Genomic DNA, 25,165 nt, shown 5'->3' with positions numbered 1-25,165 from the left:
TCAACGTGCACTGGATATACCAACAAGTCAACGGCTGCTTTCGTCCGTATGCGGTCATCGCCACCTCGTCGCCGATCCTCCTTGTGTAGTGGAGGATTGAGGCCGAGAGGCCGCCGGTCGGGGTTGGTATGTCGGTGGCCCACAAATGGTATGCAGCCGAGGTCTGGAGACTCTGGTGCCCGAACACTTCCTGTACGAACGCCTCTACGAGTTCGTGCTGGAGGAGATCGCGGAGAGCCGGCTGCGCCCCGGCGACCGGGTGCCGTCGGAGACCGAGCTGGCAGATCGGTTCGGGGTCAGCCGCATCACCTCCAAGCGGGCGCTGCGGATGCTTGCCGATGCCGGGGTGGTCGACCGCCGCCGCGGCAAGGGGTCGTTCGTGTCCACCGACGCACGACGCCTGGACGCCGTACGCGAAGAGGAGAGCCCGTCGGTGCCGGCCGTCGGTGAACGCGCCGGAGGTACGGGATGCCTGGCGCTGCTGCTGCCCGACGCGTCCGAGACGTACGGCCTGGACCTGATGTGTGCCATCGAGGAGCGGGCCGCCGAGCACGGCTACCACCTCCTCGTGCGGCGTACCCGCGACAGCCAGCAGGTCGAGGAGAGCGCGATCCGCGCACTCGCCGGCGGGACAGTGGACGGCATGATCGTCTTCCCGGTGCACGGGGAGTTCTACAACGCGAGCCTCGTCCGGCTCGTCCTGGACGGCTCCCCGCTGGTGCTGGTGGACCGCTACCTGCCCGGCATCCCGGCGTGCGCTGTACACACCGACAACGTGGCCGCGTGCCGGGCGCTGACGGAGTTCGTGCTGGAGCAGGGGCACACCGAGGTCGCGTTCGTCTCACCACCGGTCGAGAACACCACCAGCATCGAGGAACGCATCCAGGGTTACCGATCCGCGTTGCACGAACGTGGCGCGCCGGCCTCCGCCGAGCGTTGCTTCACCGGTCTGCAGAGCACCCTTCCCGAACCGGGCTCGGACGGGGAGGCGGGGGCCGACCGGGCCGCGATCCGCGCGTTCCTCGACCGCGAACCCGCCGTGACGGGGTTCGTCGTCTGCGAGTACAACCTGGCCGTCTTGGTGCGGGAGGTGCTGGCGGAGGTGGGCCGCTGGGATCCGGCTCGCTACCTGGTCGCCTGCTTCGACTCGCCCTGGTCGCGGGCGGCTGCCGCCTCGTTCCCCCACATCAGGCAGGGCCAGCAGGAGATGGGGCGGCGAGCGGTCGACCTTCTCGTCGCCCAACTGAACGGCGAGGACGTACCCCGCCGGTCCACCGTCCCGTTCGAGCTGGTGGCTCCGTAACGGCCAGGATCACCGCCGCGATGGAGATTCTCATGGCCGCCCGTCGCGTGCCGCCCAACGAGTCGCGTGCCGCCCAACGATGGTTGCCGGGGCCGAATCTGTACACATGGCTTGAAGTCCCGGGTGCCAACCCGGAGCATTTGGGCACTACCTGGCACGGTGCAGCACCGTGGGGCCGCGGAGTTCGAGCGGGGTTCACACGTTTCGTTTCGTCACCGACGCTTTCCTGGGGGAGAACGTATGCACGACGAACGCACCACGCACCCTGACCGGCGGACGCTGCTGAAGGCGATGGGGGCGGGCGCGATCGCCGCCACCGCGCCGATCGCAGGGGGAGCCGTCCCGGCAGCGGCCGAGACCGGCGAGGCGGCGACGACCCGGGCGGCCGAGGCGACCCGAGCGGCCGCGGCGCCGGCGATCACCCCGGAGGATCTCGCCCACCTGCCCCTGGTCGGCGGCCGGGAGTTCCCGATCGGACTGTGGTGGCCACCACCGCCCCTGCAGACCACGCTCGCGCGCTACCAGGAGATCAAGGACGCAGGATTCACCTACACCCACAGCAACAACTACCTGTGGGCCGACGCCTACATCCAGAAGTACGCGCTCGGCATCGCCGACCAGGTGGGGCTCACCCTCGTCGTCGACGACGCGACCGTGCGGTGGATGCGCAACGACTTCCGCGTCTCCTCCGAGGGCGGGGACTTCACCCTCACTCCGGAGCAGGCGGAGACGAAGCTGCGGCAGGTGCTGGACACGTACCGCCCGCGCAGCTTCTGGGAGGTCCGGGACGGCCGGTTGCTGCAGAACGGCGGCACGGGCAGCGGCAGCGCCGGGCTGTCCCGCGAGGGTGCGGACTGGTCGGACTACACGTTCGCGTTCGACGTGGCGCCCCGGCAGACCGGTGGCGGCGGGAAGTACGCCCAGGCAGGGTGGGCGTTTCGCGCGCAGGACCCGGCCAACGCCTACGTCTGGCTGCTGTCCAACTCCGCCTACACCACCCCGGCGGCGCCCGGCTATCTGACCAAGGTGCTGTTCGTGAACGGCAGCCCCGCCTGGGTCAGGCCCGTACCGCTCACGACCGCGGTCACCGACGGCACGTGGTACCACGTCGAGACGAAGGTCGCGGGCGACACCATCACCACGTCGATCAACGGCACCGTGGTCGACACCACGACCGATGCGACGTACGCCCGCGGCCGGGTCGGGTTCCGCGAGGCCGGGCCGGAATCCGCACTCTTCGACAACGTGAAGGTCACCACGGCCGACGGCAAGGTGGTGTTGACAGACGACTTCTCCGGCAATCTCGAAGCCTGGAACCCGCCCAACGCCGGCGGTTCTCCGGCGTTCGCGGGGCTCGACATCTACGACGAACCCTCACCGGACAGGTTCGAGACGCTCGCCCACCTCGTGCGGATCACCCGGGAGCTCGACCCGAACGCCCTGCCGTACATCAACCTGCTGCCCTCCAACGACCCGAACTACGTGCGGCAGTTCGTCGATGTCGTCAAGCCGGTGTTGCTCTCCTTCGACCGCTACCCGCTGATGGCCGACGGCACCGACGACCCGGGCTACTTCCTCAACTGGAAGATCATCCGCGAGGAAGGGCTGCGGGCCGGCCTGCCGACGTGGATCTTCATCCAGACCGGTGCGTACGGCAACCGCCGCCAGCCGACCCCGGCCGAACTGCTGTGGCAGATCAACGTCAGTCTCGCCTACGGGGCCAAGGGCATTCAGTACTTCACCTACTGGACGCCCGACCCGGCGCGCGGAGAAGGGTTCCAGCCCGCGCTGATCACTGTCGACGGCAAACGCACCGACCGCTACGACGCGGCGAAGAACATCAACCTGCGCTGGCTCGCCCCGGTCGGGCGTGAGCTCAAGCCGCTGGTGTCGGAGTCGGTGACCCACGCCCACGACGACCCGCTGCCGGCCGGTGCGACCGCGTGGACCCCGGACGAGGTGGTGAAGTCGGTGCAGGGCGGCGCGGTCGTCCTCGGCAGGTTCGTCGACGCCGAGCGGACCGGCACCCGCTGGCTGCTGATCGCGAACCGTTCGCACTCCGAGCGGTGCGTGAGCCAGGTCGAGCTCGACCCGGCGGCGGTCGGGAATGTCGCGAGGTTCGACCCCAGGATCGGGACGTACGTCGACCAGGACCGGCTGCGGCTGACCGCGAACCTCGACGCGGGCGCGGCGGTTCTCTACCGGCTCCGACCCGCATCCCGGTGACCGGCGCTCAGGCCTCGTGGAAGGGGAGCCAGCCGGTGCGTTCGTGCCAGTGCCGCCCGGCGCGCAGGTGGGTGACGTAGGCACGCCGCAGGGTCGAGTCCTGCGGGAGCTCGTCGAGCAGGTCGGCGGTGACCTCCGCGCCGGGTGCGGAGCGTTCGAAGACGTAGCCGAGCACCACGTGGTCGGCGTCGCCCTCGTCGGTCCCGCGCAGGAACGGCAACAGGCGGAACCGTTGCTGGAAGCGCACGATGTTGGACGCCGGTGGGAGGTACTCGCCGAGCTGCGGGTCGAGCAGCCAGGACCGGCAGGTGAAGAACGCCACCGGCTCCTCGGGGAAGTACCGCCCGAAGAAGTCCCGGGCCTGGGCCAGCGACCGGTCGCACGCGTCGGCGTCCAGCCGCCCGGTCGCCGGGATGTGCACCGCGACGGCGTACCCGCAGGCGCCGTTGCCGAACGACACCGCACCGCGGTTGAACTCCAGCCGCCCGAACGAGAACTGCGCCCCGCGCAGGTGCACCTGCGGAGTCCACGTGCTGAACAGGCTCAGCCCGCTGTGCCCGGTGAAGCTCCGGTGGGCCCGCATGCCCTGGCCGACCCCCAGGCTCGCCCAGCTCACCTCCTCGGGGATGCCCCGCTCGGCGTGGTAGGCAACCACCTTCGGCAGTACGGCGAGATACAGCCAGACATACAGGTGCGCGCCGACCGGTCCGGTGCTCGCGGGCAGTGCCGGCCATCCGGGCAGGCCCTCGATCGGAAGACACTCCCCGAGTACGGACAGCTGGTGGCGGTACATCCGGTCGAGCACCCACCACAGTGCCGTGTCCCGCTCGGGGGCGGGGCGAGCCGCCAGCGTGTCCGCGCGGTCGCGCGGGTCCGCTCCGAGCCGGGTGAGCAGGCGGTCGGCGGTCTCGTCGTCGGGCAGCACCGGGCCGTCCGCGCCGACCCGGGATCCCGCGTGCTCGCGTTCGGACAACCAGCGCACCGCCTCGGGGGACAGACCGAGTGCGTCCCGCACCATCGCGAGATCGCGGCTCACGCCCGGCGTCGACATCACGTGTCCTCCCTCGGACCGGGGTTGGCGAAGTGGCGGCCCTGCCGGCCGGTGCGCCCGGTGCGCCCGGCGTGCCGGACACGCTACCGTGCCAGGGAGTCCCGCGAAGATCCCCGGCGTACGACCGAGCACCCAGCGGCACGCGCCGGGCTGGGAGGGAGAAACCCTTGCCGGACAAGGCGAAAGTGCTTCTCGACCCGCACTTCCGGAAGATGACGGAGATCTTCTCCGCCGCCGACCTGGAGCGCCTGCACGCCACCGCCGACGTGGTGTGGGGACGCGACGAGCCGATGCCGGCCGAGGACGCCCGCAGGGAGCTGTCCGAGGCGACGGCGGTGGTGTGCTCGGAATGGCGTTACGGACCGCTGCCCGACGAGACGCCCCACCTGCGCGCGGTGATCAGCGTCTCCGGCGCGTTCCCGAACGCCCTGGACTACCAGGCATGTCGGGCGCGCGGGATCCGCGTGCTGTCGGCGGCGCCGGCGTTCGGGCGGCAGGTGGCCGAGATGGCACTGGGTCTGGCACTCGCGTCGTGCCGGGAGATCGCCGCCGGCGACGCCGCGATGCGGGCCGGTGACGAGCGGTGGCTGCACGCCGGCAACGCGACCACCTTCATGCTGTACGACCAGCCGGTCGGGTTCATCGGGTACGGCGCGCTCGCGCGGAGCCTGCAGCCGTTGCTGGCGCCGTTCGGCGTGAGGATCCGGGCGTACGACCCGTGGCTGGCCGACGGTTTCCTGCGCCGCCAGGGTGTGGAGCCGGTGTCGTTGACAGAGCTGCTGGAGGCGTCACGGTTCGTCTTCGTCCTGGCCGCGCCGAGCAGCGAGAACCGCGCGTTGCTGTCGCGGGACCTGCTCGAACGCGTTCGGCCCGACGCCGTTGTGGTGCTGGTCAGCCGGGCACACGTGGTCGACTTCGACGCGTTGACCGAACTCGTCCTGGCCGGGCGGTTCCGCGCCGCGATCGACGTGTTCCCCGACGAACCGCTCGCGCCCGACCATCCGATCCGCCGCGCTCGCGGCGCGGTGCTTTCCGCGCACCGGGCCGGGTCGGTGCGCGAGGGAATGTGGGACATCGGCGAGATGGTGGTCGACGACCTGGAGGCGATCGCCGCCGGTCTGCCGCCACGCCGGCTGCTGGCCGCCGAGCCCGAACTCGTCGGCCGGGTGGTGTCCGGTCAGGGCACGAAGCGGTAGCCCCGGCCCGGCTCGGTGATCAGGTGGCGCGGCGCGGCCGGTTGGCGTTCGAGCTTGCGTCGCAACTGCGCCATGAAGACGCGCAGGTAGTTGGTCTCGGTGGCGTACTCCGGACCCCACACCTCCTGGAGCAGCTGGCGTTGGCCGATCAGCCGGTCGGGCGAGCGCACCAGGGTCTCCAGCAGGTGCCATTCGGTCGGCGTGAGGCGTACCTCCTTGCCGTCGCGGATCACCCGCTTGGCGGCCAGATCCACGGTGAACGCCTCGGTGGTCACCACGGGTTCGCCGTCCGGCCCGGGCTGCCCGCGGCGGACGGCGGCTCGCAGCCGGGCCAGCAACTCGTCCATGCCGAACGGCTTCGTCACATAGTCGTCGGCGCCCGCGTCCAGGGCGGTGACCTTCTCGGTGGACGACTGCCGCGCGGACAGGACGAGGATCGGCACCTGCGTCCAGCCGCGCAGCCCGCGGATCACGTCGACGCCGTCCATGTCCGGCAGGCCGAGGTCGAGGACGACCAGCTGCGGATGGCGGCGGGCGGCGACGTCGAGCGCGGCTCGCCCCTCGGCCACCACGTCCACGTCGTACTCCCTGGCCCGCAGGTTGATCGCGAGCGCACGGGCCAGCTGGGGGTCGTCCTCGACGACCAGCAGCCGAACCTTGGGGTTGCTCACGGTGCCGTCCTGTCCGTGTCTCCCGAGCCGTACGTCGTCCCCGGAGGAGTTCCGGCGCCGCTGCCGGCCTCGGCGGCAGGCAGTGTCAGCACCATGGTGAGCCCTCCGGCGGGGGTGTCCTCCGCATACAGAGTGCCACCGTTGGCCTCGGCGAACCCGCGTGCCACCGCCAGCCCCAGCCCGACGCCGGTTCCGGCGGGCGCGTCACCGAGCCGCTGGAACGGCTCGAAGATGTGGTCCTTGGACTCGTCGGGAACGCCCGGCCCGCGGTCGGCGACGCGGATCTCCACCTGGTCGCGCAGGGCGCTGGCCGTCAGCAGCACGGGCTCTCCGGGCGGGTTGTGGCGTACGGCGTTCTCGACGACGTTGGCGACCGCGCGTTCGACCAGCCCGGTGTCCACGCGGACTGCCGGCAGGTCCTCCGGCAAGACCACCTTGACAGAGCGCGGTGGTACGCCGATCAGCGCGGCCGGGACCACCTCGTCCAGGCTCACGTCACGCAGCATCGGGCGGACCGCCTCCGCCTGGATCCGGCTCATGTCGAGCAGGTTCGCGACCAGCCGGTCCAGCCGGTCGGCGGACTCCTCGATGCCGGCGAGGAGTTCGGCCTGGTCCTCCTCCGACAGTTCGACGTCGGTCTGGCGCAGGCTGCTCACCGCGGCCTTCACCGCGGCCAGCGGGGTGCGCAGGTCGTGGGAGACGGCGGCGAGCAGCGCGGTCCGGATGCGGTTGCCCTCGGCGAGCTTTCCTGCCCGGCCGGCCTGTTCGGCCAGCCGCCGGCGTTCCAGGACGACGGCGAGGTACTCGGCGAACGCCTCCAGCACCCGGCGATCCGAGGCCGGAAGCACCCGCCCGGTCAGGGCCAGCACCAGCGAGTCGGTCACCGCCGCGTCCGCGTCCGCCTCCGCAGGGGCGCGGGCCGGGTCGGTTCCCACGCTGCCCAGCACCTTCCACTGGTCGTCGATGCCGTCGGCGGGCCCGCGTTCGAGCAGTGCCGCCGAGGCCATCCCGAACGTCTCCCGCGCCTGCCCCAGCAGGGACTCCAGCGCGTCCGAACCACGCAACGCGTTGCCGGCAAGGGTGGACAACGTGGCCGCCTCGGCTTTGGCCCGGGCCGCCTGACTGGACCGCCGTGCCGCCAGGTCGACGACGATCGCGACCGCGACGGCGATGACCACGAAGATCACCAGCGCGACGACGTTCTGGCTCTCGTTGATCGTGAGGGTGTGCAACGGCGGGGTGAAGAAGTAGTTCAGCAGCAACGAGCCCAGCACCGCCGACACCGCCGCCGGTGCGATCCCGCCGACGAGGGCGTTCGCCACCGCGAGGGCGAGGAACAACAGCACCTGGAGGGTGAGCGTGTGCGCGTCCCTGGTCGCCGTCAGCAGCAGGGTCAGCACCGGAGGCCCGACCAGCGCCAGGATCCAGCTGCCGATGATGCGCCGCCTGCTCAGTGGCGTACGCGACGTCTGCAACCGGCCCTTGCCGATCTGCTCGTGGGTGACCAGGTGGACGTCGATGTCGCCCGACCGCGGGGTCAGGACCGTCGCCACGTCCGGCCGGAAAAGGTGCTGGAAGCGGTTGCGCCGGCTGCTCCCCAGCACGAGCTGGGTGGCGTTGACACCGGAGGCGAAGTCGAGCAGCGCGGTGGGCACGTCGTCACCGACCACCTGGTGGTACGTACCACCCAGGCTCTCCACCAGGGCGCGCAGCCGGGCGAGGGTCTGTGGCGGCGCGGCGGCCAGGCCGTCGCCACTCGCCACGTGCACGGCGAGCAGCTCACCGCCGGCACCACGCGCGGCGATCCGTGCCGCCCGACGCAGCACGGTCTCGCCCTCAGGCCCACCGGTGAGTGCGACGACGACGCGTTCGCGAGCCGGCCACGCCGCGGTGATGTCGTGCTCGGCGCGATAGCGCGCGAGACCCTCGTCCACCCGGTCGGCCAGCCACAGCAGCGCGAGCTCCCGAAGCGCGGTGAGGTTACCGGCCCGGAAGTAGTTGGCGAGTGCCGCGTCGACCTTCTCCGGCGGGTAGACGTTGCCGTGCGCGAGGCGGCGGCGCAGCGCCTCCGGCGACATGTCCCGCAGCTCGATCTGGTCCGCGCGACGGACCACCTCGTCCGGGATCGTCTCCCGCTGCCTCACCCCGGTGATCGCCTCCACCACGTCGTTGAGGGATTCCAGGTGCTGGATGTTGACCGTGGTGATCACGTCGATGCCCGCGTCCAGCAACTCCTCGACGTCCTGCCAGCGTTTGGCGTTCCGGGAGCCGGGGACGTTGGTGTGCGCGATCTCGTCGACGAGCACCTGCTCGGGCCGGCGGCGGATGATCGCGTCCACGTCCATCTCGGTGAACGTCCGGCCGCGGTACTCGATCGTGCGTCTCGGCACGACCTCCAGCCCGGCCACGAGTTGCTCGGTCAGGACCCGTCCGTGGCACTCGACGAAGCCGACCACCACGTCCGTGCCACGGTCGGCGCGCCGGTGCCCCTCACCGAGCATGGCGTACGTCTTGCCCACCCCCGGCGCCGCGCCGAGGTAGACCCGGAACATCCCGCGCGCCATCGGCTACCGCGTTCGGGTCCGCTGCTGGTGGTGAACCAGGTCGCGCAAGGCGAGGTTGACGCCGACCACGTTGACACCGGGCTCGCCGAGGAAGCCCAGCGAGGGCCGGTCGGTGTGCTCCTCGACCAACCTGGCGACCTGGCCCGGTGCGAGGTGGTTGGCGCGGGCCACGCGGGACAGCTGCACCTGCGCGTAAGCGGGGGAGATGTGCGGGTCGAGCCCGCTGCCGCCGGCGGTGACCGCGTCCGGTGGCACCGCCGACTCGGCGACCCCGTTCTCCTTCGCCACCTGGGCCCTGCGCTCACCCACCACCTTCACCAGCTCGGGGTTGGTGGGGCCGAGGTTGGAGCCGTAGCTGTTCGTCGCGTCGTACGGCGTGTCGCCGGTGGCCGACGGACGGGAGTGGAACCAGCGCGGCCCGGTGAACTCCTGCCCGATCAGGCGGGAGCCGACGACCCGGCCGTCGCGGTGGACGAGCGAGCCGGCGGCCTGGTCGCGGAAGGCGACCTGGCCGACTCCCCACACGGCCAGCGGGTAGAGCACACCGGTGATCACGGTCAGGACGAGCAGGGCCCGAAGTGCGGGGCCGAGCTGACGGATGGTTGCGTCCACGGCGGTCACCGAATCCCTGGTATGAGCGAGATGAGCATGTCGATCGCCTTGATCCCGATGAACGGCACCACGATTCCGCCGAGGCCGTAGACCCACAGGTTACGACGCAACATGGCCGACGCCGAGGTGGGCCGGTAGCGCACGCCGCGCAGCGCCAGCGGGATCAGGGCGACGATGATCAGGGCGTTGAAGATCACCGCCGACAGGATCGCGGACTCCGGGGTGGACAGGCCCATGATGTTGAGCGTCCGCAGCCCGGGGTAGACCGCGACGAACATCGCCGGGATGATCGCGAAGTACTTCGCCACGTCGTTGGCGATGGAGAACGTCGTCAGCGCTCCTCGGGTGATGAGCAGCTGCTTGCCGATCTCGACGATCTCGATGAGCTTGGTCGGGTTGGAGTCGAGGTCAACCATGTTGCCGGCCTCCTTGGCGGCCGGCGTACCGGTGTTCATCGCCACCCCGACGTCCGCGGCGGCCAGTGCGGGAGCGTCGTTGGTGCCGTCGCCGGTCATCGCGACGAGCTTGCCGCCCTCCTGTTCGCGACGGATGAGCGCCATCTTGTCCTCGGGCGTGGCCTCGGCGAGGAAGTCGTCGACGCCTGCTTCCTCCGCGATCGCCCTGGCGGTGAGTGGGTTGTCGCCGGTGATCATCACCGTACGGATTCCCATGGCCCGCAGGTCGTCGAAGCGTTCGCGCAAGCCCGTCTTGACGACATCCTTGAGGTGGACGACGCCGAGGACGCGAACGACGGGGGCGGCGTCGCCGGCTGCCGTGCGCCGTTCGGCGACCAGCAGGGGCGTGCCACCGCGCAGTGAGATCTCGTCCACCGCCGCCGCGGTGTCCGGCGGAATCGTGCCGCCCTCCTGTTGCACCCACCGGAGTACGGCACCGGCGGCGCCCTTGCGGATCTGGTGTCCGAACGGCTGGTCGACGCCGGACATCCGGGTCTCGGCGGTGAACGGCAGAACCGTTGCCCCGCTGAGCTCCCGGCCGCGAAGCCCGAACCTCTCCTTGGCCAGTACGACCACCGACCTGCCCTCGGGTGTCTCGTCTGCGAGGCTGGCGAGCTGGGCGGCGTTCGCGAGCTCGTCCTGCCCGGCGTCGCCGACGGGCACGAAGTCGACGGCCTGCCGCGCGCCCAGGGTGATGGTGCCGGTCTTGTCCAGCAGCAGCGTCGACACGTCGCCCGCGGCCTCGACCGCCCGCCCGGACATCGCCAGTACGTTGCGCTGGACCAGGCGGTCCATACCGGCGATGCCGATCGCACTGAGCAGCGCGCCGATCGTGGTGGGGATGAGGCAGACCAGCAGGGCGACCAGCACCAGGACCGTCTGTTGCTGACCGGAGTACCCCGCCATCGGCTGCAGCGTCACGATCGCCAGCAGGAAGATGATCGTCAGGCTGGCCAGCAGGATCGTCAGCGCCACCTCGTTCGGCGTCTTCTGCCGGTCCGCACCCTCGACCAGCGAGATCATCCGGTCCAGGAACGTCTCACCTGGCTCGCTGGTGATCCGGACGACGATCCGGTCCGACAGCACCCTGGTCCCGCCGGTGACCGCGCTGCGGTCGCCGCCGGACTCGCGGATCACCGGCGCGGACTCCCCGGTGATCGCGGACTCGTCCACGCTGGCGATCCCGTCGACGACTTCGCCGTCGCCGGGGATCACGTCACCGGCCTCGCACACCACCAGGTCGCCGGCGTGCAGCGACGTGCCGGGCACGGGTTCCTCGGTGATCCGGTCGGGTCCGAGCCTGCGTGCCAGGGTTTCCGTGCGCGCCCGGCGCAGTGTGTCCGCCTGCGCCTTGCCGCGTCCCTCGGCCACCGCCTCGGCGAGGTTGGCGAACAGCACGGTGAGCCACAACCAGCCGACGATCAGCCAGCCGAACAGGCTGGGGTCGAAGATCGTGAGGACAGTGCTCAGCGCGGCGCCCACCTCGACCACGAACATGACCGGCGACCTGACCATCGTGCGCGGGTCGAGCTTGGCGAACGCCTGCGGCAGCGAACTCAGCAACTGAGCCGGGTCGAACGCACCCCCGCCGACGCGGTGATGTCCGCCCGGCTGGAAGGCAAGCTCACCTTGCACCTGCGTGACCTCCGCTTCGTCGCTCTGGTGGGTTCGGTGGGTGGAGGTACTCATGACAGGCCTTCCGCGAGGGGACCGAGGGCCAGAGCAGGGAAGAACGTCAGGGCGGTGACGATCAGGGTGACGCCGGTGAGCATGCCCACGAACAGCGGCGAGTTGGTCCGCAACGTTCCGGCTGTCTCCGGTACCGGTTTCTGTCGGGCCAGCGAGCCTGCCAGCGCCAGCACGAACACGATGGGGACGAACCGCCCGAACAACATGCACAGGCCCAGGGCGATGTCGTAGAACGGCGTACCCGCGGTGAGGCCGGCGAACGCCGAGCCGTTGTTGTTGGCCGCGGAGGCGAACGCGTACAGCACCTCCGACAGGCCGTGCGCGCCCGGGTTGAGGATGGACGAGCGGCCGGTGGCCAACCCCAGCGCGAGCCCGGTGCCGACCAGGACCAGCAGCGGCATGGTCAGGATGTAGAGCGCGACCAGCTTCATCTCCCGGGCGCGGATCTTCTTGCCCAGGTACTCCGGCGTACGCCCGACCATCAGCCCGGCGACGAACACCGCGACCACCGCGAGCACGAGCAGTCCGTACAGCCCGGAACCGACACCACCGGGTGCGACCTCCCCGAGCAACATGGCGAGGATCGTCACCCCGCCGCCGAGTGCGGAGAAGGAGTCGTGCATGGAGTTGACCGAGCCGGTCGACGTCAGCGTCGTGGACACCGCGAAGGCCGGCGAGGACGAGACCCCGAACCGGGTTTCCTTGCCCTCCATCGCCCCGCCCGCGAGTTGCAGGGCTGCACCCGGGTGGGCGAACTCCGCGGCGTAGCAGGCCACGATGAAGCCCAGCCAGATCAGACCCATCACCGCCACGATCGTGTAGCCCTGCCTGAGGTTTCCGGCCATCCGGCCGAACGTCGCCGGCAGCGAGAACGGAATCACCGTGAGCAGGAAGACGATCAGCAGATTGGTGAAGCCGGTGGGGTTCTCGAAGGGGTGCGCGTCGTTGGCGTTGAAGGGGCCGCCGCCGTTGGTGCCGAGGTCCTTGATCGCTTCCTGGGAAGCGATGGCGCCGCCGGGCAGGTGCTGGGTCGACCCGGCCAGCGTGTGCACCGTCGTCGGGTCGCTCAGGTTCTGGATCACTCCGTTGGCCAGCAGGACGATCGCGGCGACGAACGCGAGGGGCAGCAGGATGCGCAGCGTGCCGCGGACGAGGTCGACCCAGAAGTTGCCCAGCTGACCGGTGCCGTGCCGGACGAAGCCGCGGACGAGGGCGATCGCCACCGCCATACCGACCGCCGCGGACGCGAAGTTCTGCACGGTGAGGCCGGCCATCTGGGTGAGGTAGCTCATCGTCGACTCACCGGAGTACCACTGCCAGTTGGTGTTGGTGACGAACGACACCGCGGTGTTGAACGCGCCGTCCGGTGGCACCGGCTTCATGCCCACCGACAACGGAAGCCGGCTCTGCAGCCGTTGCATCGCGTACAGGAACAGCACCGACACCAGGGAGAACGCCAGCACGCTCGTGGCGTAACTGGTCCACCGCTGGTCGGTGTCGGGGTCGATCCGCAGTACGCGGTAGACGAGGCGTTCGACCTTCAGGTGATGGTCGCTCTGGTAGACCCGGGCCATGTAGTCGCCGAGCGGACGGTGCACGACGACGTATGCGACGACCAGCGTTGCGACGAGGAGAACGGCGGTGAGCTCCGGGGACATCAGAACTTCTCCGGCCGGACGAGGGCGAGGAGCAGGTAGACGACCAGGGCGACCGCGAGAACGAGGCCGACCAGGTTGGCGGCGTTCACAGCTTCGCCGCCCCCTTGAGGACACCGACGACGGCGCAGAACGCGGTGATCGTCAGGGCGATGAACAACAGGTCACTCACGGGGTACCCTTCTCTGCCGAGCTCTCAGTGGGTGCTCGGACCGACCCGAACCCACTCAAGCGGACCGATGCCCTTCGCCGGCTGCGTCTTAACGGCGTCCGTACGGGATCGCGGGCGATCCTGACACGTTCTTGACGGCTCAGCCCACGTGGACGTGCGGGCGCCGGGCGGGGTCGGGCTCCGCCTCACGCAGGACCTCCCGGGTGACCGGCGCGACCTCGCCCACACCGATGAGGAGGAACCTCGCCAGGTTGGTGAGCGGGTTGCCCTCGGTCCATTCGAAGTGGATGTGCGGGCGACTCCCGGTGCGGTCGCGGACGTCGAGGAGCAGGGCGGCCAGGGCGTTGGGCACCGTGGAACTTTCCATCCGCAGCACGCGGTACTTCCCGTGCATCACCAGGCCGTGCACGTTCAGACTGGACTCGAACTCCGACGGGTCACGGACGACGACCTCGGCGAAGATGATGTCATCCTCGACGGGGACGTCGCCGTCCGCGCGCATCTGGCGGATCTTCTCGCGGTACTCCGCGACGTCACCCTCGCCGGGTTCGTTCGCAACCAGCCGCACCCGGCGGCGGGCGCAGTCACGGACGAACCGCTCCGCGGTTTCGTCGAGGGTGACCTCGGTGACCCGCAGTTCGAAGGCACGGTAGGAGCGGGACAGCAACGAGACCGCGATGATGGCGGCGATGAAGCACACGCCGATCTTCACTCCGTCGGGGCGTTCGGCGATGTTGGCCAGGGTCGTGTAGACGAGGACGGCCGCGATCACGCCGAACGCCGCGGTCCAGTGGTGTTCGCGGGCACGCCGGGCGGCGATGGTCACCGCGACGGCGGCCGAGGTGATCAGGACGAGTACGCCGGTCGCGTACGCCCCGCCCTGCGCGTTCACGTCCGCCCGGAAGATCCAGGTGATGAGGAACGCCACACCGGTGAGCACCAGCACCATCGGCCGGGCGGCCTGTGCCCAGTGCGGTGCCATGCCGTATCTCGGAAGGTAACGCGGCAGGAGGTTCAGCAGCCCGGCCATCGCCGACGCCCCGGCGAACCACAGGATCGCCACCGTCGACAGGTCGTACACGCTGCCGAACCCGCTGCCGAGGTACTTGTGTGCGAGGTAGGCGAGCGCCCGGCCGTACGCGGGTTGCCCGGGCTGGAAGTCCCTGGCCGGAATGAGCAGTGTGGTGACGATGCTGCTCGTGATCAGGAAGACGCTCATGATCAGCGCGGCGGTGGTGAGGAGTTTGCGGGTGCCCCGGATGCGGCCGGTCGGGCGTTCCTCGGTGTCGGCGGGATCACCCTCGATGTGCGGCATGACGGCGACGCCGGTCTCGAACCCCGACAGGCCCAGCGCCAGCTTGGGAAACACCAGCAACGCAAGGCCGATCATCAAGAACACGCCACCGTGCTGGGTGGTCAGCGCGAGGCTCCAGTCGGCGACGACGTGCGGAGCGGTGAGCACGTGCCACAGGCCGACGGTGACGACGACGGCGTTCAACGTCAGGTACACCGCGACCAGGGCCACCGCCACCCCGATCGCCTCCTTGAACCCCTTCAGGAAGACCGCTCCGAGGACGGCCAGGAACACCAGGGTGACTCCGACCTTGTGGTTGCCGAACGCCGCCGGTACGTGCGGGTTCTCGATGACGTGCTCGGTGGCGTCCGCGGCGGACAGGGTCATGGTGATGACGAAGTCGGTGGCCGCGAACCCCAGCAACGTCAGGACGAACAGCTTGCCCCTCCAGAACGGCAGCAGGTGTTCGAGCATCGCGATCGACCCCATGCCGTGCGGGCTTTCCCGCGCCACCCGGCGGTAGACCGGCAGCGCGCCGAAGAGGGTCACCATCACCAGCACGACCGTGGCCAGCGGCGAGAGCAGGCCGGCGGCGAGCACCGCGATTCCGGGCTGGTATCCGAGCGTGGAGAAGTAGTCCAGACCGGTCAGGCACATCACCTTCCACCAGGGGCTGCGTGGATGTGAGTCACCACCCGGTTCGCTGAACGCCGCCAGCCGCTGGGACCGGCGGGGCATCCCCTCCAGCAGCCACTGACGCAAACGTCGCGAAACCGGCGAGGGACCGGCGTTGCTGGGTTCGGCCACGGCGTGCTCCTGTCTCGCCGCCGTCGAGCGCACGTCGAGGAGGGCTTCACCTCACAGTAGGAGAGCCCGGTCCACCGCGAGACGCGATCGCGTCGTCCCGGTGTCATCGGGAGCACACCGGCGGGGCCGGGCGGAATCGGGCGAGCCGGGCGAATCGGGCGTCCGCCCACGCAATGCTCGGTACGTCCAAGCTCAGGCGATGCCGGTGACCGAGCCGGCCTCGTCCGTGACGTACAAGCCCTTGGACAGGTCCACCATGACGAGGAGGTTGCCGAACGGGTCGGGCACCGGAACGGTGACGCCGCCGGTCACGGTGTCAGCCGGCGGTCGCGGTCAGGGCCAGGCGGCCGTAGTCGCCGTACAGTCCGCCCACCTGGACGTAGTACGTCGTTCCGGCGGACGTGGGCAGATCGACCCGGGCCTGGAGGGTGGTGCGCGGCAGCGGGAAGCCGGGGCCGTCGTCGTCGCCGCACGCGACGGGCTCGAGCCCGTCGGCGGTGGCGGTGTAGACGGCGAGCACGGTGTCGAAGTCGCTGCGGGCGGTGTCGAGGTGAAGCGTCCCACCGGTCCCCTGGACGGCGTACCACAGAGTGCGGCCCACCGGCCCGTCCGCGCACGGCAGGTCGGCCTCGGCCTCCTCGGCGGCGCCGCGACTGGAGTCGCGGACCGTCGAGCCCGCGGTCAACGTGGACGCGGTCGCGAGGGTGTCGTTGCTCGGTGCGGGGCCGCCGGGCTTGGGGCCCTGCGACGCGCTGATGTGCTCACGAGTGAGGATCTCCAGGTGCTCACACGTGGCGTCGACCGAACCCCAGGGCAGCTCCGCCTGCGCGTTCACCGCGTACGGCGTGGCCTTCTGCACCACGCGTGCCTTGGACGTACGCAGAACGCCGGTGGTGGTCTCCCCGGTGGGCCGCGCCGTCACCGTGACGGGAATGTCCGCGACCACCTCGGCGGTCTCGGAGTCGCGCAGCGGAAGCGTCGCCACGAACTCCTCCGCCGGCTCGACTGGGCCGAACAGGTTGTACTGACGGCCCTCGTGCTCGACCTCCACGGAGAGGTAGTACTCACCCTCGGCGGGGCCGAACAAGCCGACCACCGCGTTGCCCTCACAGCGCGCGGAGTCGAACAGTTGCCGCTGCGAACGCATGGTCGCCGCCGGTGAGTTGGCGCGGTACGTGACGAGCGTGGACGTGCCGGTGCAGTCGAGCGACTGGATGGTGTAGCGGGGCAGGTCGAGCGTCGGCCTCACGGCCAGGGTGGAGGCGACGGTGTGCGACTTCACGTGCTGGTTGCCGTTGTCGTTGCGTCCGTCGGTCTCGACCTGCGCCGTGACCGTCGTCGTCGCCGTGAACGCGCCGCTGCCGACAGGCTCACCCTCGGCGTCGTAGACGTCCAGGGGGTAGGCGGGCGCGCCGTCGTTCCAGCTGCCGGTGCCGTACCCGCTCAGGACCGGAGCCTCGTCCGGGCCGACCGCCACGTATGCGAAGTCGCCGAAGTCGGAGGATGCGCCCGCGGTGACGAACACCTGCTCGCCGGTCGTGGTGGTCCCCGAGCACTGCAGCCCTGCCTGGAAGGACGTCTGCGTGGTCGGTGGTGCCGCGGTGGCGGAGGAGACCGCCATTCCGCTCGCGACCACGGCGAACGCGGCGACGCCCGCGACTCGGCCGAACCTCTTCATCTGTCCCCCCGCTACGAAGCCTGTGACGCACCCGGCGACGCCCGCTGCCGTCCGGTGGCGAAGATCGTAAGGCAGGCGGTGGGTTCGTGTAATGGTTTCGTAAAGGCCGATCAGAGCACGTCGCCGCCGACAGCCCGTCCCGGCTGCCGAACTCAGAGACCGAAGGACAGGACGGTCACCGAGTGGGGCGGGAACTCGAACTCACCGGACGGCACGTCCACCCGGCCGCGCCGGCGGACGCTCACGTTGTCGGGGTTGCTCAGGCTGTTGCCGGCGAGTACGTCGTCGACGTCGGCGCCGAGATCGCGCACGTCCGCGGTGGGCGGCAACACTTCCCCCCTGCCGTCCAGGACGATCCGTGCCCGGATCGGCGCCGACCGGTGCCGGTTGATGACCGCGACGCGCAGGGAGCGCCGGTCCCCGGTGAGGGTCGCGGTCACGTCGAGGTAGGCGACGACGGCGGGACGCGTGGTGTGCAGGCCGCCGCGCTCGCGTTCGTCGCCCTGGCGTACGGCCGCGGACCGGGCCGGGCCGTCGACCTGGGTCGCGAGCGCCCGGCTGCCCAGGGAGTCCTGGTAAAGGTCCCACACGTGGTAGGACGCGGACTTCACCGCGCCGCCGGGTCGGGCGACGACGAGGCCGTTCGCGTTGACCAGGTTGACCGTGTTCGCCATCGTCGGCGGCACGGGCAGGCCGGCGCCGCGGTGCAGGGTGTGGAACACCCCGGCGTAGAACAACGCGTCCGCGAGCGTGCGGGGACTCCAGCGGTTGACCCGGAGGTTCGTCGGTGGCTCGTCCGGAACGGCGACGTCACGTGGTACGACCCCGCCGTCGTCGGAGGGCAGCGGCTCGGGCCAGCTCGCGGGCTCCAGATGCCGGATGTTCCACTCGTCCAGCGCCAGTGCCAACGGCCGGTTGACACCTGCCTTCACGGCCAGGTCGGCGACGAGGTGGGAGTAGTCCTGGATGCGCTGCTCGAAGTACGTCGGCTGCGCCACCACCGCGTCGTAGTCGTCGTCGCCGGACGCCGGCGAGAACAGGTGCGTGCTCGCTCCGTAAAGGTGCAGCGAAACGTAGTCGACGAGGTTTCCCGCCTGCTCCAGCAACGGGCGGGTCCACTCCTCCTGCTGCCATGGGATCCCGGCCGCCACCAGCCGACGAGGGAGTCCCGCCGGTAACCCCACAAGAGATCGCCGAGACTCTCCCAAAGGTCAAGGCGGTCATCGACGCTGCCAGGAAAGTGGTGGAGGCCATGCCGGTTTGGAGTTGAGAACGCCAGCGGGTCAGGCGTAGCCGGTCTGGCGGCGGGCCTCCTCGATGATCCCGATCTGCCGCCGCACGCTCTCCGGCGTGACGAACAGATCCGCACCCGCCCGCAGGGTCGCCTCCAGCCGGTCGTAGTACCTCAACGCGGCCGACCTGGTGCCGCGGCCCAGCGTGCGGACCTCCTCCTGCCAGTCGATCGTCTCGCCACTGCCGTACCTCCGGCCCGCCGCCGGCCCCTCGTCCAGGTGCGGTGCGTTCGCGGCGGCCGCGTCGAACCACCGGATGGTGAAGGTACGCCCGTCGCCGACCAGCGCTCCGGTGGTGCCCGTGATCTGCCAGGCCGGCTGGGGAATCGCCATGCACAGACTGGACTCGACCTCGGCCAGCGGGATGTTCTGCCCCCGCAAGATCAGCTTGACATGATCCTCGGCGTCGCCCTGGCCGACCGTGTGCCGCAGGTCTGCGTACACCTCGGTCGGTTCCTCCTCCAGCAGCAGCAGAACCTGGTCGAGTACGTGTGGGACGGTGTTGGAGAGTTCGCCGCCGCCGAACTTGCGAAGCATCTGCCAGTCGGCCCGCCGCTGGAAGCGGTGCACCGAACGCCGGAGCAGAACCAGCCTGCCCAGCAGGTCCGAGGCCAGTAACTCCCGGACGAAGTCGAAGTCGACGTCCAGCCGGCGCGGCAGGTAGCAGGTGAGCACCCGGCCGGCCCGGTCGGCGACGGCGATCAGCTCGTCCATCTCCGCCACCGACGCGGCCATCGGCTTCTCCACGACGACGTGGCTTCCGGCCTCGAGCGCGGCGACGGTGAGGGGGACGTGGGTGTGGGAGGGCGTGGCCACGACGACGACGTCCAGGCCGTCTGTGCCGATCACCCCCTTCGGCTCGGCGTGGGCCGCGCAGCCGAAGCGTTCCTCGGCCTCCTGCCGCCGCTCCTCCACCGGGTCGGCGACCGCGGCCAGCTCGAACCCCTCGTGGTCGGCGATCGCGTCGGCATGGATGTTCCACCCGCTCCTGCCCAGTCCGATGATCCCGACCCGAAGCGGTGCGTCCGCCATGCCAGTCCCTCCGTCGTGCCCGTCACGTTCGACTCTCGGTACGGCCGGTCTGTCGCCGATCCGCCGCAGCCAGCCTGCCGCCCCGGGTGGGTGCCGGCCAAGCCGGCGGCCTGTGACGGCCAGTGATCCGATCCGGCCCGCGCTCCGAAGGCTCTCAGGTCCCGTTCAAGGAGCCCGCATAGCCTGGCCCGATGGCAGGAGAGAAGCGGTTCGATCGGGTCGCGCTGGTGGTGAACTCCGGGTCGCGGAGCGGAGCCGCGGCGTTCGAGGAGGTCCGCGGGCGGCTGGACGACCTCGGCGTGCCGCTCGGTGAGTGGTACCAGGTCACCGACGGCGCGCGGCTGCCGGAGGTCGTCGCCGAGGTCGCTGATCACCACGATCTGGTCGTCGTCGGCGGCGGGGACGGCACCTTGAGTACGGCCGTCGACCACCTCGCGCCCCGCCGGGTCGCCCTCGGCGTGCTCCCGCTGGGCACGGCGAACGACTTCGCCCGTACGCTCCGGATCCCGTTCGGCCTCGCGGGCGCGTGTGAGACGATCGCGCACGGCAAGGTGGTCGACGTCGACCTCGGCCGGATCGGCGACAACCACTTCGTCAACGTGGCGTCGATCGGGCTGTCCGTCGGCGTCACCCGGGCGCTCACACCCAGGCTGAAGAGCCGGCTGGGACCCTTGGCGTACCCCCTGGCGGCGGTCCGTGCCTACCGCGCGCACCAGCCGTTCCGGGCCCGGCTGGAGTTCCCGGACGGCGACCACGCGCCGATGGAGTTCGACGACCTGCTCCAGGTCGCGGTGGGCAACGGCCGGCACTACGGCGGCGGCAACGTCGTCTCGCCCACCGCAGGCATCGATGACAACACCCTGGACGTGTACGCCATCCCGGCGGGGCGTGTCCGGGACCATCTCAGCATCGCTCGGCTGCTGCGGAACGGAAGCGTCGTCCGGCACCAGAACGTCGTGCACGTGACCACGCGCCGGCTGAACCTGCACGCCGAGCCCGACCAGGCGATCAACGTCGACGGTGAGGTGGTGGCGACCACCCCGCAGGAGTTCAGCGTGCAACGCAACGCGCTGGTCGTGCTCGTACCGCAGGAGTCCGACGCCGCCCGGCTGGACACGCGGCATCCCTGACACCGCGCCGGCAAGGCAGTCTTGACACCGATCGGCAAGGTGGGCTTGACGCCGGGGACGCCGTAATGCCTGGGAAGCGACACTACTGGACGCAGAAGACGTTGCCCTCCGGGTCGGTCATGACAACGTGGTCGGTCCCGGGCTCCGACACCACCTGCAGCACCTTCGCGCCGCGCTCCTGCAGCCGGGACACCTCGTCGTCGCGGTGCCCGGGCTCGGCGTGCACGTCGAGGTGCAACTTGTTCTTGCCCGGCGTCGGGTCCGGAACGGCCTGGAACAACAGCCGCCGGCCCAGGCCCACCCCGGTCGAATCGTCCACCGGGTCGTCCGGGTGGCGTACGGCGGCGGCGTGCACCCACGCCTTGCGGCCGTCCACCTCGACGTACTGCGCCTCGGTGACGACCCCCGCGCCGAGCAGTCGGTCGATCAGAGCGGAGTGGTCCTCCACGTCGTAGCCGAGGGCGAACGCCCAGAAATCGGCCAGTCGCAGCGGCTCCGCGCAGTCGACGACGAGCTTCCAGTGCAGGGCCATGAGTCCTCCCGATGAAGTTGACACCAGTTATAGTGGTTACGTGTCTACCCACGCAACCGGTCTGCCCATGCACTCCCGCGACGGCGCCCGGTGGATCTTCGACCCGGGCGCGCTGTGCCTGGAGTTCCTGGTGACCGGCGGGCCCGGGCGGTTGGCGAGGTGGGAGACGCTCAACCGGCCGGACGACCTGCGCACCTGGCTGGCGGCCTCCCGGCTCCACCTCGACCCCGCCCAGGTGGACGTCACCGCCGAGGCGCTGGCGTCCGCTCGCGGGGTACGCGACGCACTGTGGCGCCTGATCCACGATGCGGCTCACGGGACAGGCGAAGAGGTCGGCGAGGACGCGGGGGAGGACGCCGACCTGACCCCGACCGACGCCGACCTGGCCGAGGTCAACCGCGCTGCGGCCCGCCCGCCCCTCGCGCCGCTGATCGGCGCCGACGGAACGCGCGACTGGCAACTCCCCGCCGACGCCGAGCAGGTGGTCTCGACCGTCGCCCGGGACGCGATCGACCTGCTGACCGGCCCGTTCGCCGACCGGATCCGGGAGTGCGACGCGCACAACTGCCAACTGATCTTCGTGGACACCTCGCGGCCGGGCCGCCGGCGGTGGTGCTCGATGGAACGCTGCGGAAACCGTCACAAGCTCCGGGCGCATCGTGCCCGTCGCGATCCGAAGGACAAGAAGGGGACGCACGAGCCGGAGGAGGTGCCGTCGCCATGACCCCCACGCCTCACCGGGTGACCGGGCAGACGAAGGATGCCGGCTTCCAGATCGGCGTTTCCCGTACTCTCCGGCTCCCGCCGGACCACCTCTGGCGCTTCCTCACCTCCCCGCGGGGACTCGCGCTGTGGCTCGGGAAGGGCGCGCGGGTCGAGCCGACCCGCGGCGCCGGCTACACCACTGCCGACGGTGCGACCGGAGAGGTCCGCGGCTATCACGAGGGAACGAGGATCCGGGTGACCCACCGGGTTCCCGGGGCAGCGTCGGCAACGACGAGGCAGGTCACCGTCACGCCCGTCGCGAACGGCGCGGTGCTGCGGTTCCACGAGGAACGCCTCACCGATGCGGCGCACCGGGCTTGCCGCCGCGAACACTGGCAGGGCGTACTGGCCGAGGTGGTCCGTGCCCTCGGCGCGGAGTGACTCCTAGAGCATGTCGTTCCCCACCCCGGGTAGGAGCGCCCTACACAAGGGACGTCGGTGCGCGGGAGCAATGCGCGAGGAGTAGGACGAGATGACCAGACATGCCAGTGTGTGGTTCACCGGACCGGAGGGGCCGACCTACCCGGCCCTGGACACCGACCTGGACGTCGATGTCGCGGTGGTCGGCGGCGGGCTGGTCGGCCTCACCACCGCCCTGCTCGCCCAGCGCGCGGGCCTGCAGACCGTCGTACTCGAAGCCCGACGGCTCACCGCCGGCTCGTCCGGGCACACCACGGCCAAGGTCACCACGCAACACGGCCTGATCTACGCCGAACTCGCCAAGCGGCACGGCTGGACCGCCGCCGGGCAGTACGCCGCGGCCAACGCGGCCGGGATGGAGCTGGTGACCGACCTCGTGGAGCGGTCCGGCATCGACTGCCGGCTGACCCGGGCACCGTCCTACGCCTACACCCTGGACGAGGGCCGGGTCGGTGAACTCGAGGCCGAGGTCGCCGCGGCCACCAAGGTCGGAATCGCGGCCGGCATGGCCGACACCGCCGAGCAGCCTTTCAACGTCGCGGCCGCCGTACGCTTCGACGACCAACTGCACTTCCACCCGGTCCGCTACCTGCGCGGCGTGGCGGCCGCCGCGGCCGAGGCGGGTGCCGGCATCCACGAGGACACCCGGGTCACCGACGTGTCCGAGGGGCGCGACCGCGTGGTCACGGTGACCACCTCCTCCGGTGTGGTCCGGGCCAGGCACGTGGTGATGGCGACCCTGCTGCCGCTGGGCATGATCGGCGGCTACTTCGCGCGCACGCGCCCGCAGCGGTCGTACGGCCTGGCCGCGCGGCTGCGTGGGCCCGCACCGACCGCGATGACTCTGTCGGTCGACCAGCCCACCCGGTCGACGCGGCCGTGGCTGGACCCCGGCCCGAACGGCATCATCGTCGTCGGCAACGGCCACGAGACCGGGGCGTCGGATGTCGACACCGAGGAACAGGTCCGCGACCTGGTGGAGTGGACGCGGGCGACGTTCGACGTCGAGGACGTGGAGTACACCTGGTCCGCGCAGGACTTCACCACCCCCGACCACATCCCGTACGTCGGAGCCGCGCCCGGCCACCACGCGATCTTGGTGGCCACCGGCTTCGGGAAGTGGGGCCTGAGCAACGGATCCGCCGCCGCGATGATGCTGGTCGACGCCATGTCCGGCCGTTCCAACCCGTGGGCGTCGGCGTTCGACGCCCGCCGGATCGGCGACGTACGCGGAGTCGTCAAGACGGTCACCGACAACCTGCACGTGGGCAAGGAGTTCGTCGGCGGGTACCTCGGTACGCCGGAGTCGCGGACGCTCGACCAGGTGCTCCCGGGCACCGGTGGGCTGATCCGGGTGGGCGGTCAGGCGATGGGCGTCTACCGCGACCCGGCCGGCAACCTGCACGGCGTACGACCCACCTGCTCGCACATGGGCTGCCGGCTGCACTGGAACGCGGCCGAGACCAGCTGGGACTGCAACTGCCACGGGTCGAGGTTCGATCCCGACGGCGCCGTCCTCACCGGTCCGGCGACCAGCCCGCTCCAGCCGCGCGACCCGCAGGCCACGGTGAACGCCCACCAGGACCAGGACGCGGAGGACGAGGGCGCGGAGGGTCAGGGCAGCGCATGAGCCACCGATGAGTTCGCCTGCCGGCTCACCAACCGCACGCCGGCCTTACTGCGCCCGGGCTACTCCCCGGACACGGCCATCTCGCCGAGTTCGGACCAGTCGTCCCCCGGCGTCTTGACGTTGACGATGCGCGGCGTCTGGGCGAGGTGGGGCGGCAACGTCCGGCGCGCCTCCTGGAAGTGCGCCGACTGCACGTGTGCCGCTCCCGCGTCGTCGTCGCGGAACGCCTCGACCAGGACGTACTCCGTCGGGTCGTCCAGGCTGCGCGACCAGTCGAACCACAGGCAGCCGGGCTCGCTGCGCGTGGCCTCGGTGAAGTCGGCGACGATCTCGGGCCACCGGTCGGCGTCCTCGGGCCGTACGCGGAACCTCGCGGTGATGAAGATCATGGGTCGCCTCCCCGTGTCCGGTTTCTCCCTCACGCCACACCGTACTGGCCGGGAAATGGCCGGGGAAAACTCCCGGAGAATCAGTGCGCGATCCTGGTCGGTGAGTGTCCGGCCGGCCGCGCCGGCCTCGACGTCCTGGGTGAGCGGCGCCGAACACCGGCGCCACGCCGAGAGGGAGTGAACCCGTGAAGTACATGATCCTGACGTACGCCTCACAGCAGGACTACGACGGCATGGCCGGCAAGGGCGGGGAGAAGCCGGCCTGGTCGGAGGAGGATTTCGCCGCGATGGGTGCGTTCATGGAGAAGTTCAACGCCGACCTCGCCGAGTCCGGTGAGCTGGTCGAGACGCGTGGCCTGGACGCGCCTGTGCACACGCGGCGGCTGGGGTCGAAGGACGGCCGGCCGGTGGTGACCGACGGGCCGTACGCCGAGACCCAGGAGGTGCTCGCCGGTTACTGGATCGTGGAGTGCGACAGCTTCGACCGGGCGACCGAGCTCGCCGCCCGGCTGGCCGACTGCCCGGGACCCGAGTCCGTCCGGGCCACCGCGTACGCCGACGTCCGGCCGGTGGTGGAGTCCAGGTCCGAGCTGGAGGCGTGA

At 70.6% G+C, this 25,165-nt stretch carries 21 protein-coding genes; 8 read left to right on the top strand and 13 right to left on the bottom strand.

Features of this window, described 5'->3' with window-relative positions:
- The first annotated feature begins 175 nt into the window (after nt 1-175).
- Both BLU27_RS04115 and BLU27_RS04110 read left to right on the top strand, forming a co-directional pair.
- Nucleotides 176-1,303: a LacI family DNA-binding transcriptional regulator gene (locus BLU27_RS04115; RefSeq protein WP_092650682.1), complete on the top strand. Its 1,128-nt coding sequence runs from the start codon at nt 176-178 to the stop codon at nt 1,301-1,303.
- A gap of 240 nt (nt 1,304-1,543) precedes the next feature.
- On the top strand, nt 1,544-3,529 hold the full coding sequence (locus BLU27_RS04110; protein ID WP_092650680.1) for a 3-keto-alpha-glucoside-1,2-lyase-like domain-containing protein: 1,986 nt from the start codon (nt 1,544-1,546) through the stop codon (nt 3,527-3,529).
- A 7-nt stretch (nt 3,530-3,536) separates the two neighbouring features.
- Here the strand turns inward: BLU27_RS04110 and BLU27_RS04105 are convergent, their stop codons facing one another.
- Nucleotides 3,537-4,580 carry an acyltransferase domain-containing protein gene (locus BLU27_RS04105; RefSeq protein ID WP_092650678.1) on the bottom strand — a complete coding sequence of 348 codons (1,044 nt, stop codon included), beginning with the start codon at nt 4,578-4,580 and terminating at the stop codon, nt 3,537-3,539.
- A 167-nt stretch (nt 4,581-4,747) separates the two neighbouring features.
- On the opposite strand from BLU27_RS04105, the gene BLU27_RS04100 reads away from it, so the two are divergent.
- A complete protein-coding gene (locus BLU27_RS04100; protein ID WP_157728201.1) occupies nt 4,748-5,776 on the top strand; it encodes an NAD(P)-dependent oxidoreductase in 1,029 nt (342 codons plus the stop codon).
- On the opposite strand, the gene BLU27_RS04095 is transcribed toward BLU27_RS04100, so the two are convergent.
- The 10 genes from BLU27_RS04095 to BLU27_RS04045 form a co-directional block, all read right to left on the bottom strand.
- Complete coding sequence (locus tag BLU27_RS04095) at nt 5,758-6,447, bottom strand: response regulator (protein ID WP_092650674.1); 690 nt, start codon at nt 6,445-6,447, stop codon at nt 5,758-5,760. The genes BLU27_RS04100 and BLU27_RS04095 overlap by 19 nt on opposite strands.
- On the bottom strand, nt 6,444-9,011 hold the full coding sequence (locus BLU27_RS04090) for a sensor histidine kinase (RefSeq protein WP_092650672.1): 2,568 nt from the start codon (nt 9,009-9,011) through the stop codon (nt 6,444-6,446). The genes BLU27_RS04095 and BLU27_RS04090 overlap by 4 nt, the downstream gene beginning before the upstream one ends.
- Before the next feature lie 3 nt (nt 9,012-9,014).
- On the bottom strand, nt 9,015-9,632 hold the full coding sequence (gene kdpC / locus BLU27_RS04085) for a potassium-transporting ATPase subunit KdpC (protein WP_092650670.1): 618 nt from the start codon (nt 9,630-9,632) through the stop codon (nt 9,015-9,017).
- Nucleotides 9,629-11,767, bottom strand: coding sequence for a potassium-transporting ATPase subunit KdpB (kdpB, locus tag BLU27_RS04080; RefSeq protein WP_092650668.1), 2,139 nt, complete (start codon nt 11,765-11,767; stop codon nt 9,629-9,631). Before kdpB ends, kdpC begins: the two co-directional genes overlap by 4 nt.
- Nucleotides 11,764-13,425: a potassium-transporting ATPase subunit KdpA gene (kdpA, locus tag BLU27_RS04075; RefSeq protein ID WP_092650666.1), complete on the bottom strand. Its 1,662-nt coding sequence runs from the start codon at nt 13,423-13,425 to the stop codon at nt 11,764-11,766. The genes kdpB and kdpA overlap by 4 nt, the downstream gene beginning before the upstream one ends.
- On the bottom strand, nt 13,425-13,514 hold the full coding sequence (gene kdpF / locus BLU27_RS04070; protein ID WP_157728200.1) for a K(+)-transporting ATPase subunit F: 90 nt from the start codon (nt 13,512-13,514) through the stop codon (nt 13,425-13,427). Before kdpF ends, kdpA begins: the two co-directional genes overlap by 1 nt.
- A gap of 219 nt (nt 13,515-13,733) precedes the next feature.
- Entirely contained in the window at nt 13,734-15,695 is a 1,962-nt protein-coding gene (locus tag BLU27_RS04065) for an APC family permease (RefSeq protein ID WP_092650662.1), read from the bottom strand.
- 316 nt (nt 15,696-16,011) lie between these two features.
- Nucleotides 16,012-17,373: a hypothetical protein gene (locus tag BLU27_RS04060; RefSeq protein WP_092650660.1), complete on the bottom strand. Its 1,362-nt coding sequence runs from the start codon at nt 17,371-17,373 to the stop codon at nt 16,012-16,014.
- A 152-nt stretch (nt 17,374-17,525) separates the two neighbouring features.
- On the bottom strand, nt 17,526-18,524 hold the full coding sequence (locus BLU27_RS04055; RefSeq protein WP_241827774.1) for an alpha-L-arabinofuranosidase C-terminal domain-containing protein: 999 nt from the start codon (nt 18,522-18,524) through the stop codon (nt 17,526-17,528).
- A 132-nt stretch (nt 18,525-18,656) separates the two neighbouring features.
- Nucleotides 18,657-19,697, bottom strand: coding sequence for a Gfo/Idh/MocA family protein (locus BLU27_RS04045; RefSeq protein WP_092650656.1), 1,041 nt, complete (start codon nt 19,695-19,697; stop codon nt 18,657-18,659).
- Nucleotides 19,698-19,888: 191 nt separating this feature from the next.
- On the opposite strand from BLU27_RS04045, the gene BLU27_RS04040 reads away from it, so the two are divergent.
- A complete protein-coding gene (locus BLU27_RS04040; RefSeq protein WP_092650654.1) occupies nt 19,889-20,827 on the top strand; it encodes a lipid kinase in 939 nt (312 codons plus the stop codon).
- An 82-nt stretch (nt 20,828-20,909) separates the two neighbouring features.
- Here the strand turns inward: BLU27_RS04040 and BLU27_RS04035 are convergent, their stop codons facing one another.
- Nucleotides 20,910-21,359, bottom strand: a complete 450-nt coding sequence (locus BLU27_RS04035) for a VOC family protein (RefSeq protein WP_092650652.1) — start codon at nt 21,357-21,359, stop codon at nt 20,910-20,912.
- A 40-nt stretch (nt 21,360-21,399) separates the two neighbouring features.
- Between BLU27_RS04035 and BLU27_RS04030 the strand changes: the two genes are divergently transcribed.
- From BLU27_RS04030 to BLU27_RS04020, 3 genes are all read left to right on the top strand, one after another.
- Nucleotides 21,400-22,083, top strand: coding sequence for a CGNR zinc finger domain-containing protein (locus BLU27_RS04030; protein ID WP_197681671.1), 684 nt, complete (start codon nt 21,400-21,402; stop codon nt 22,081-22,083).
- Complete coding sequence (locus BLU27_RS04025) at nt 22,080-22,505, top strand: SRPBCC family protein (RefSeq protein ID WP_092650648.1); 426 nt, start codon at nt 22,080-22,082, stop codon at nt 22,503-22,505. The genes BLU27_RS04030 and BLU27_RS04025 overlap by 4 nt, the downstream gene beginning before the upstream one ends.
- Nucleotides 22,506-22,596: 91 nt before the next feature.
- Entirely contained in the window at nt 22,597-24,174 is a 1,578-nt protein-coding gene (locus BLU27_RS04020; protein WP_092650646.1) for an FAD-dependent oxidoreductase, read from the top strand.
- Nucleotides 24,175-24,233: 59 nt separating this feature from the next.
- Here BLU27_RS04020 and BLU27_RS04015 read toward each other — a convergent pair whose 3' ends face one another.
- Nucleotides 24,234-24,563 carry a putative quinol monooxygenase gene (locus tag BLU27_RS04015; RefSeq protein WP_092650644.1) on the bottom strand — a complete coding sequence of 110 codons (330 nt, stop codon included), beginning with the start codon at nt 24,561-24,563 and terminating at the stop codon, nt 24,234-24,236.
- A gap of 194 nt (nt 24,564-24,757) precedes the next feature.
- On the opposite strand from BLU27_RS04015, the gene BLU27_RS04010 reads away from it, so the two are divergent.
- Nucleotides 24,758-25,165 carry a YciI family protein gene (locus BLU27_RS04010; RefSeq protein WP_197681871.1) on the top strand — a complete coding sequence of 136 codons (408 nt, stop codon included), beginning with the start codon at nt 24,758-24,760 and terminating at the stop codon, nt 25,163-25,165.

This window comes from Actinopolymorpha singaporensis (assembly GCF_900104745.1).
Taxonomy (GTDB): Bacteria; Actinomycetota; Actinomycetes; order Propionibacteriales; family Actinopolymorphaceae; genus Actinopolymorpha; species Actinopolymorpha singaporensis.
This window is presented reverse-complemented; position numbering and strand designations above follow the sequence as displayed.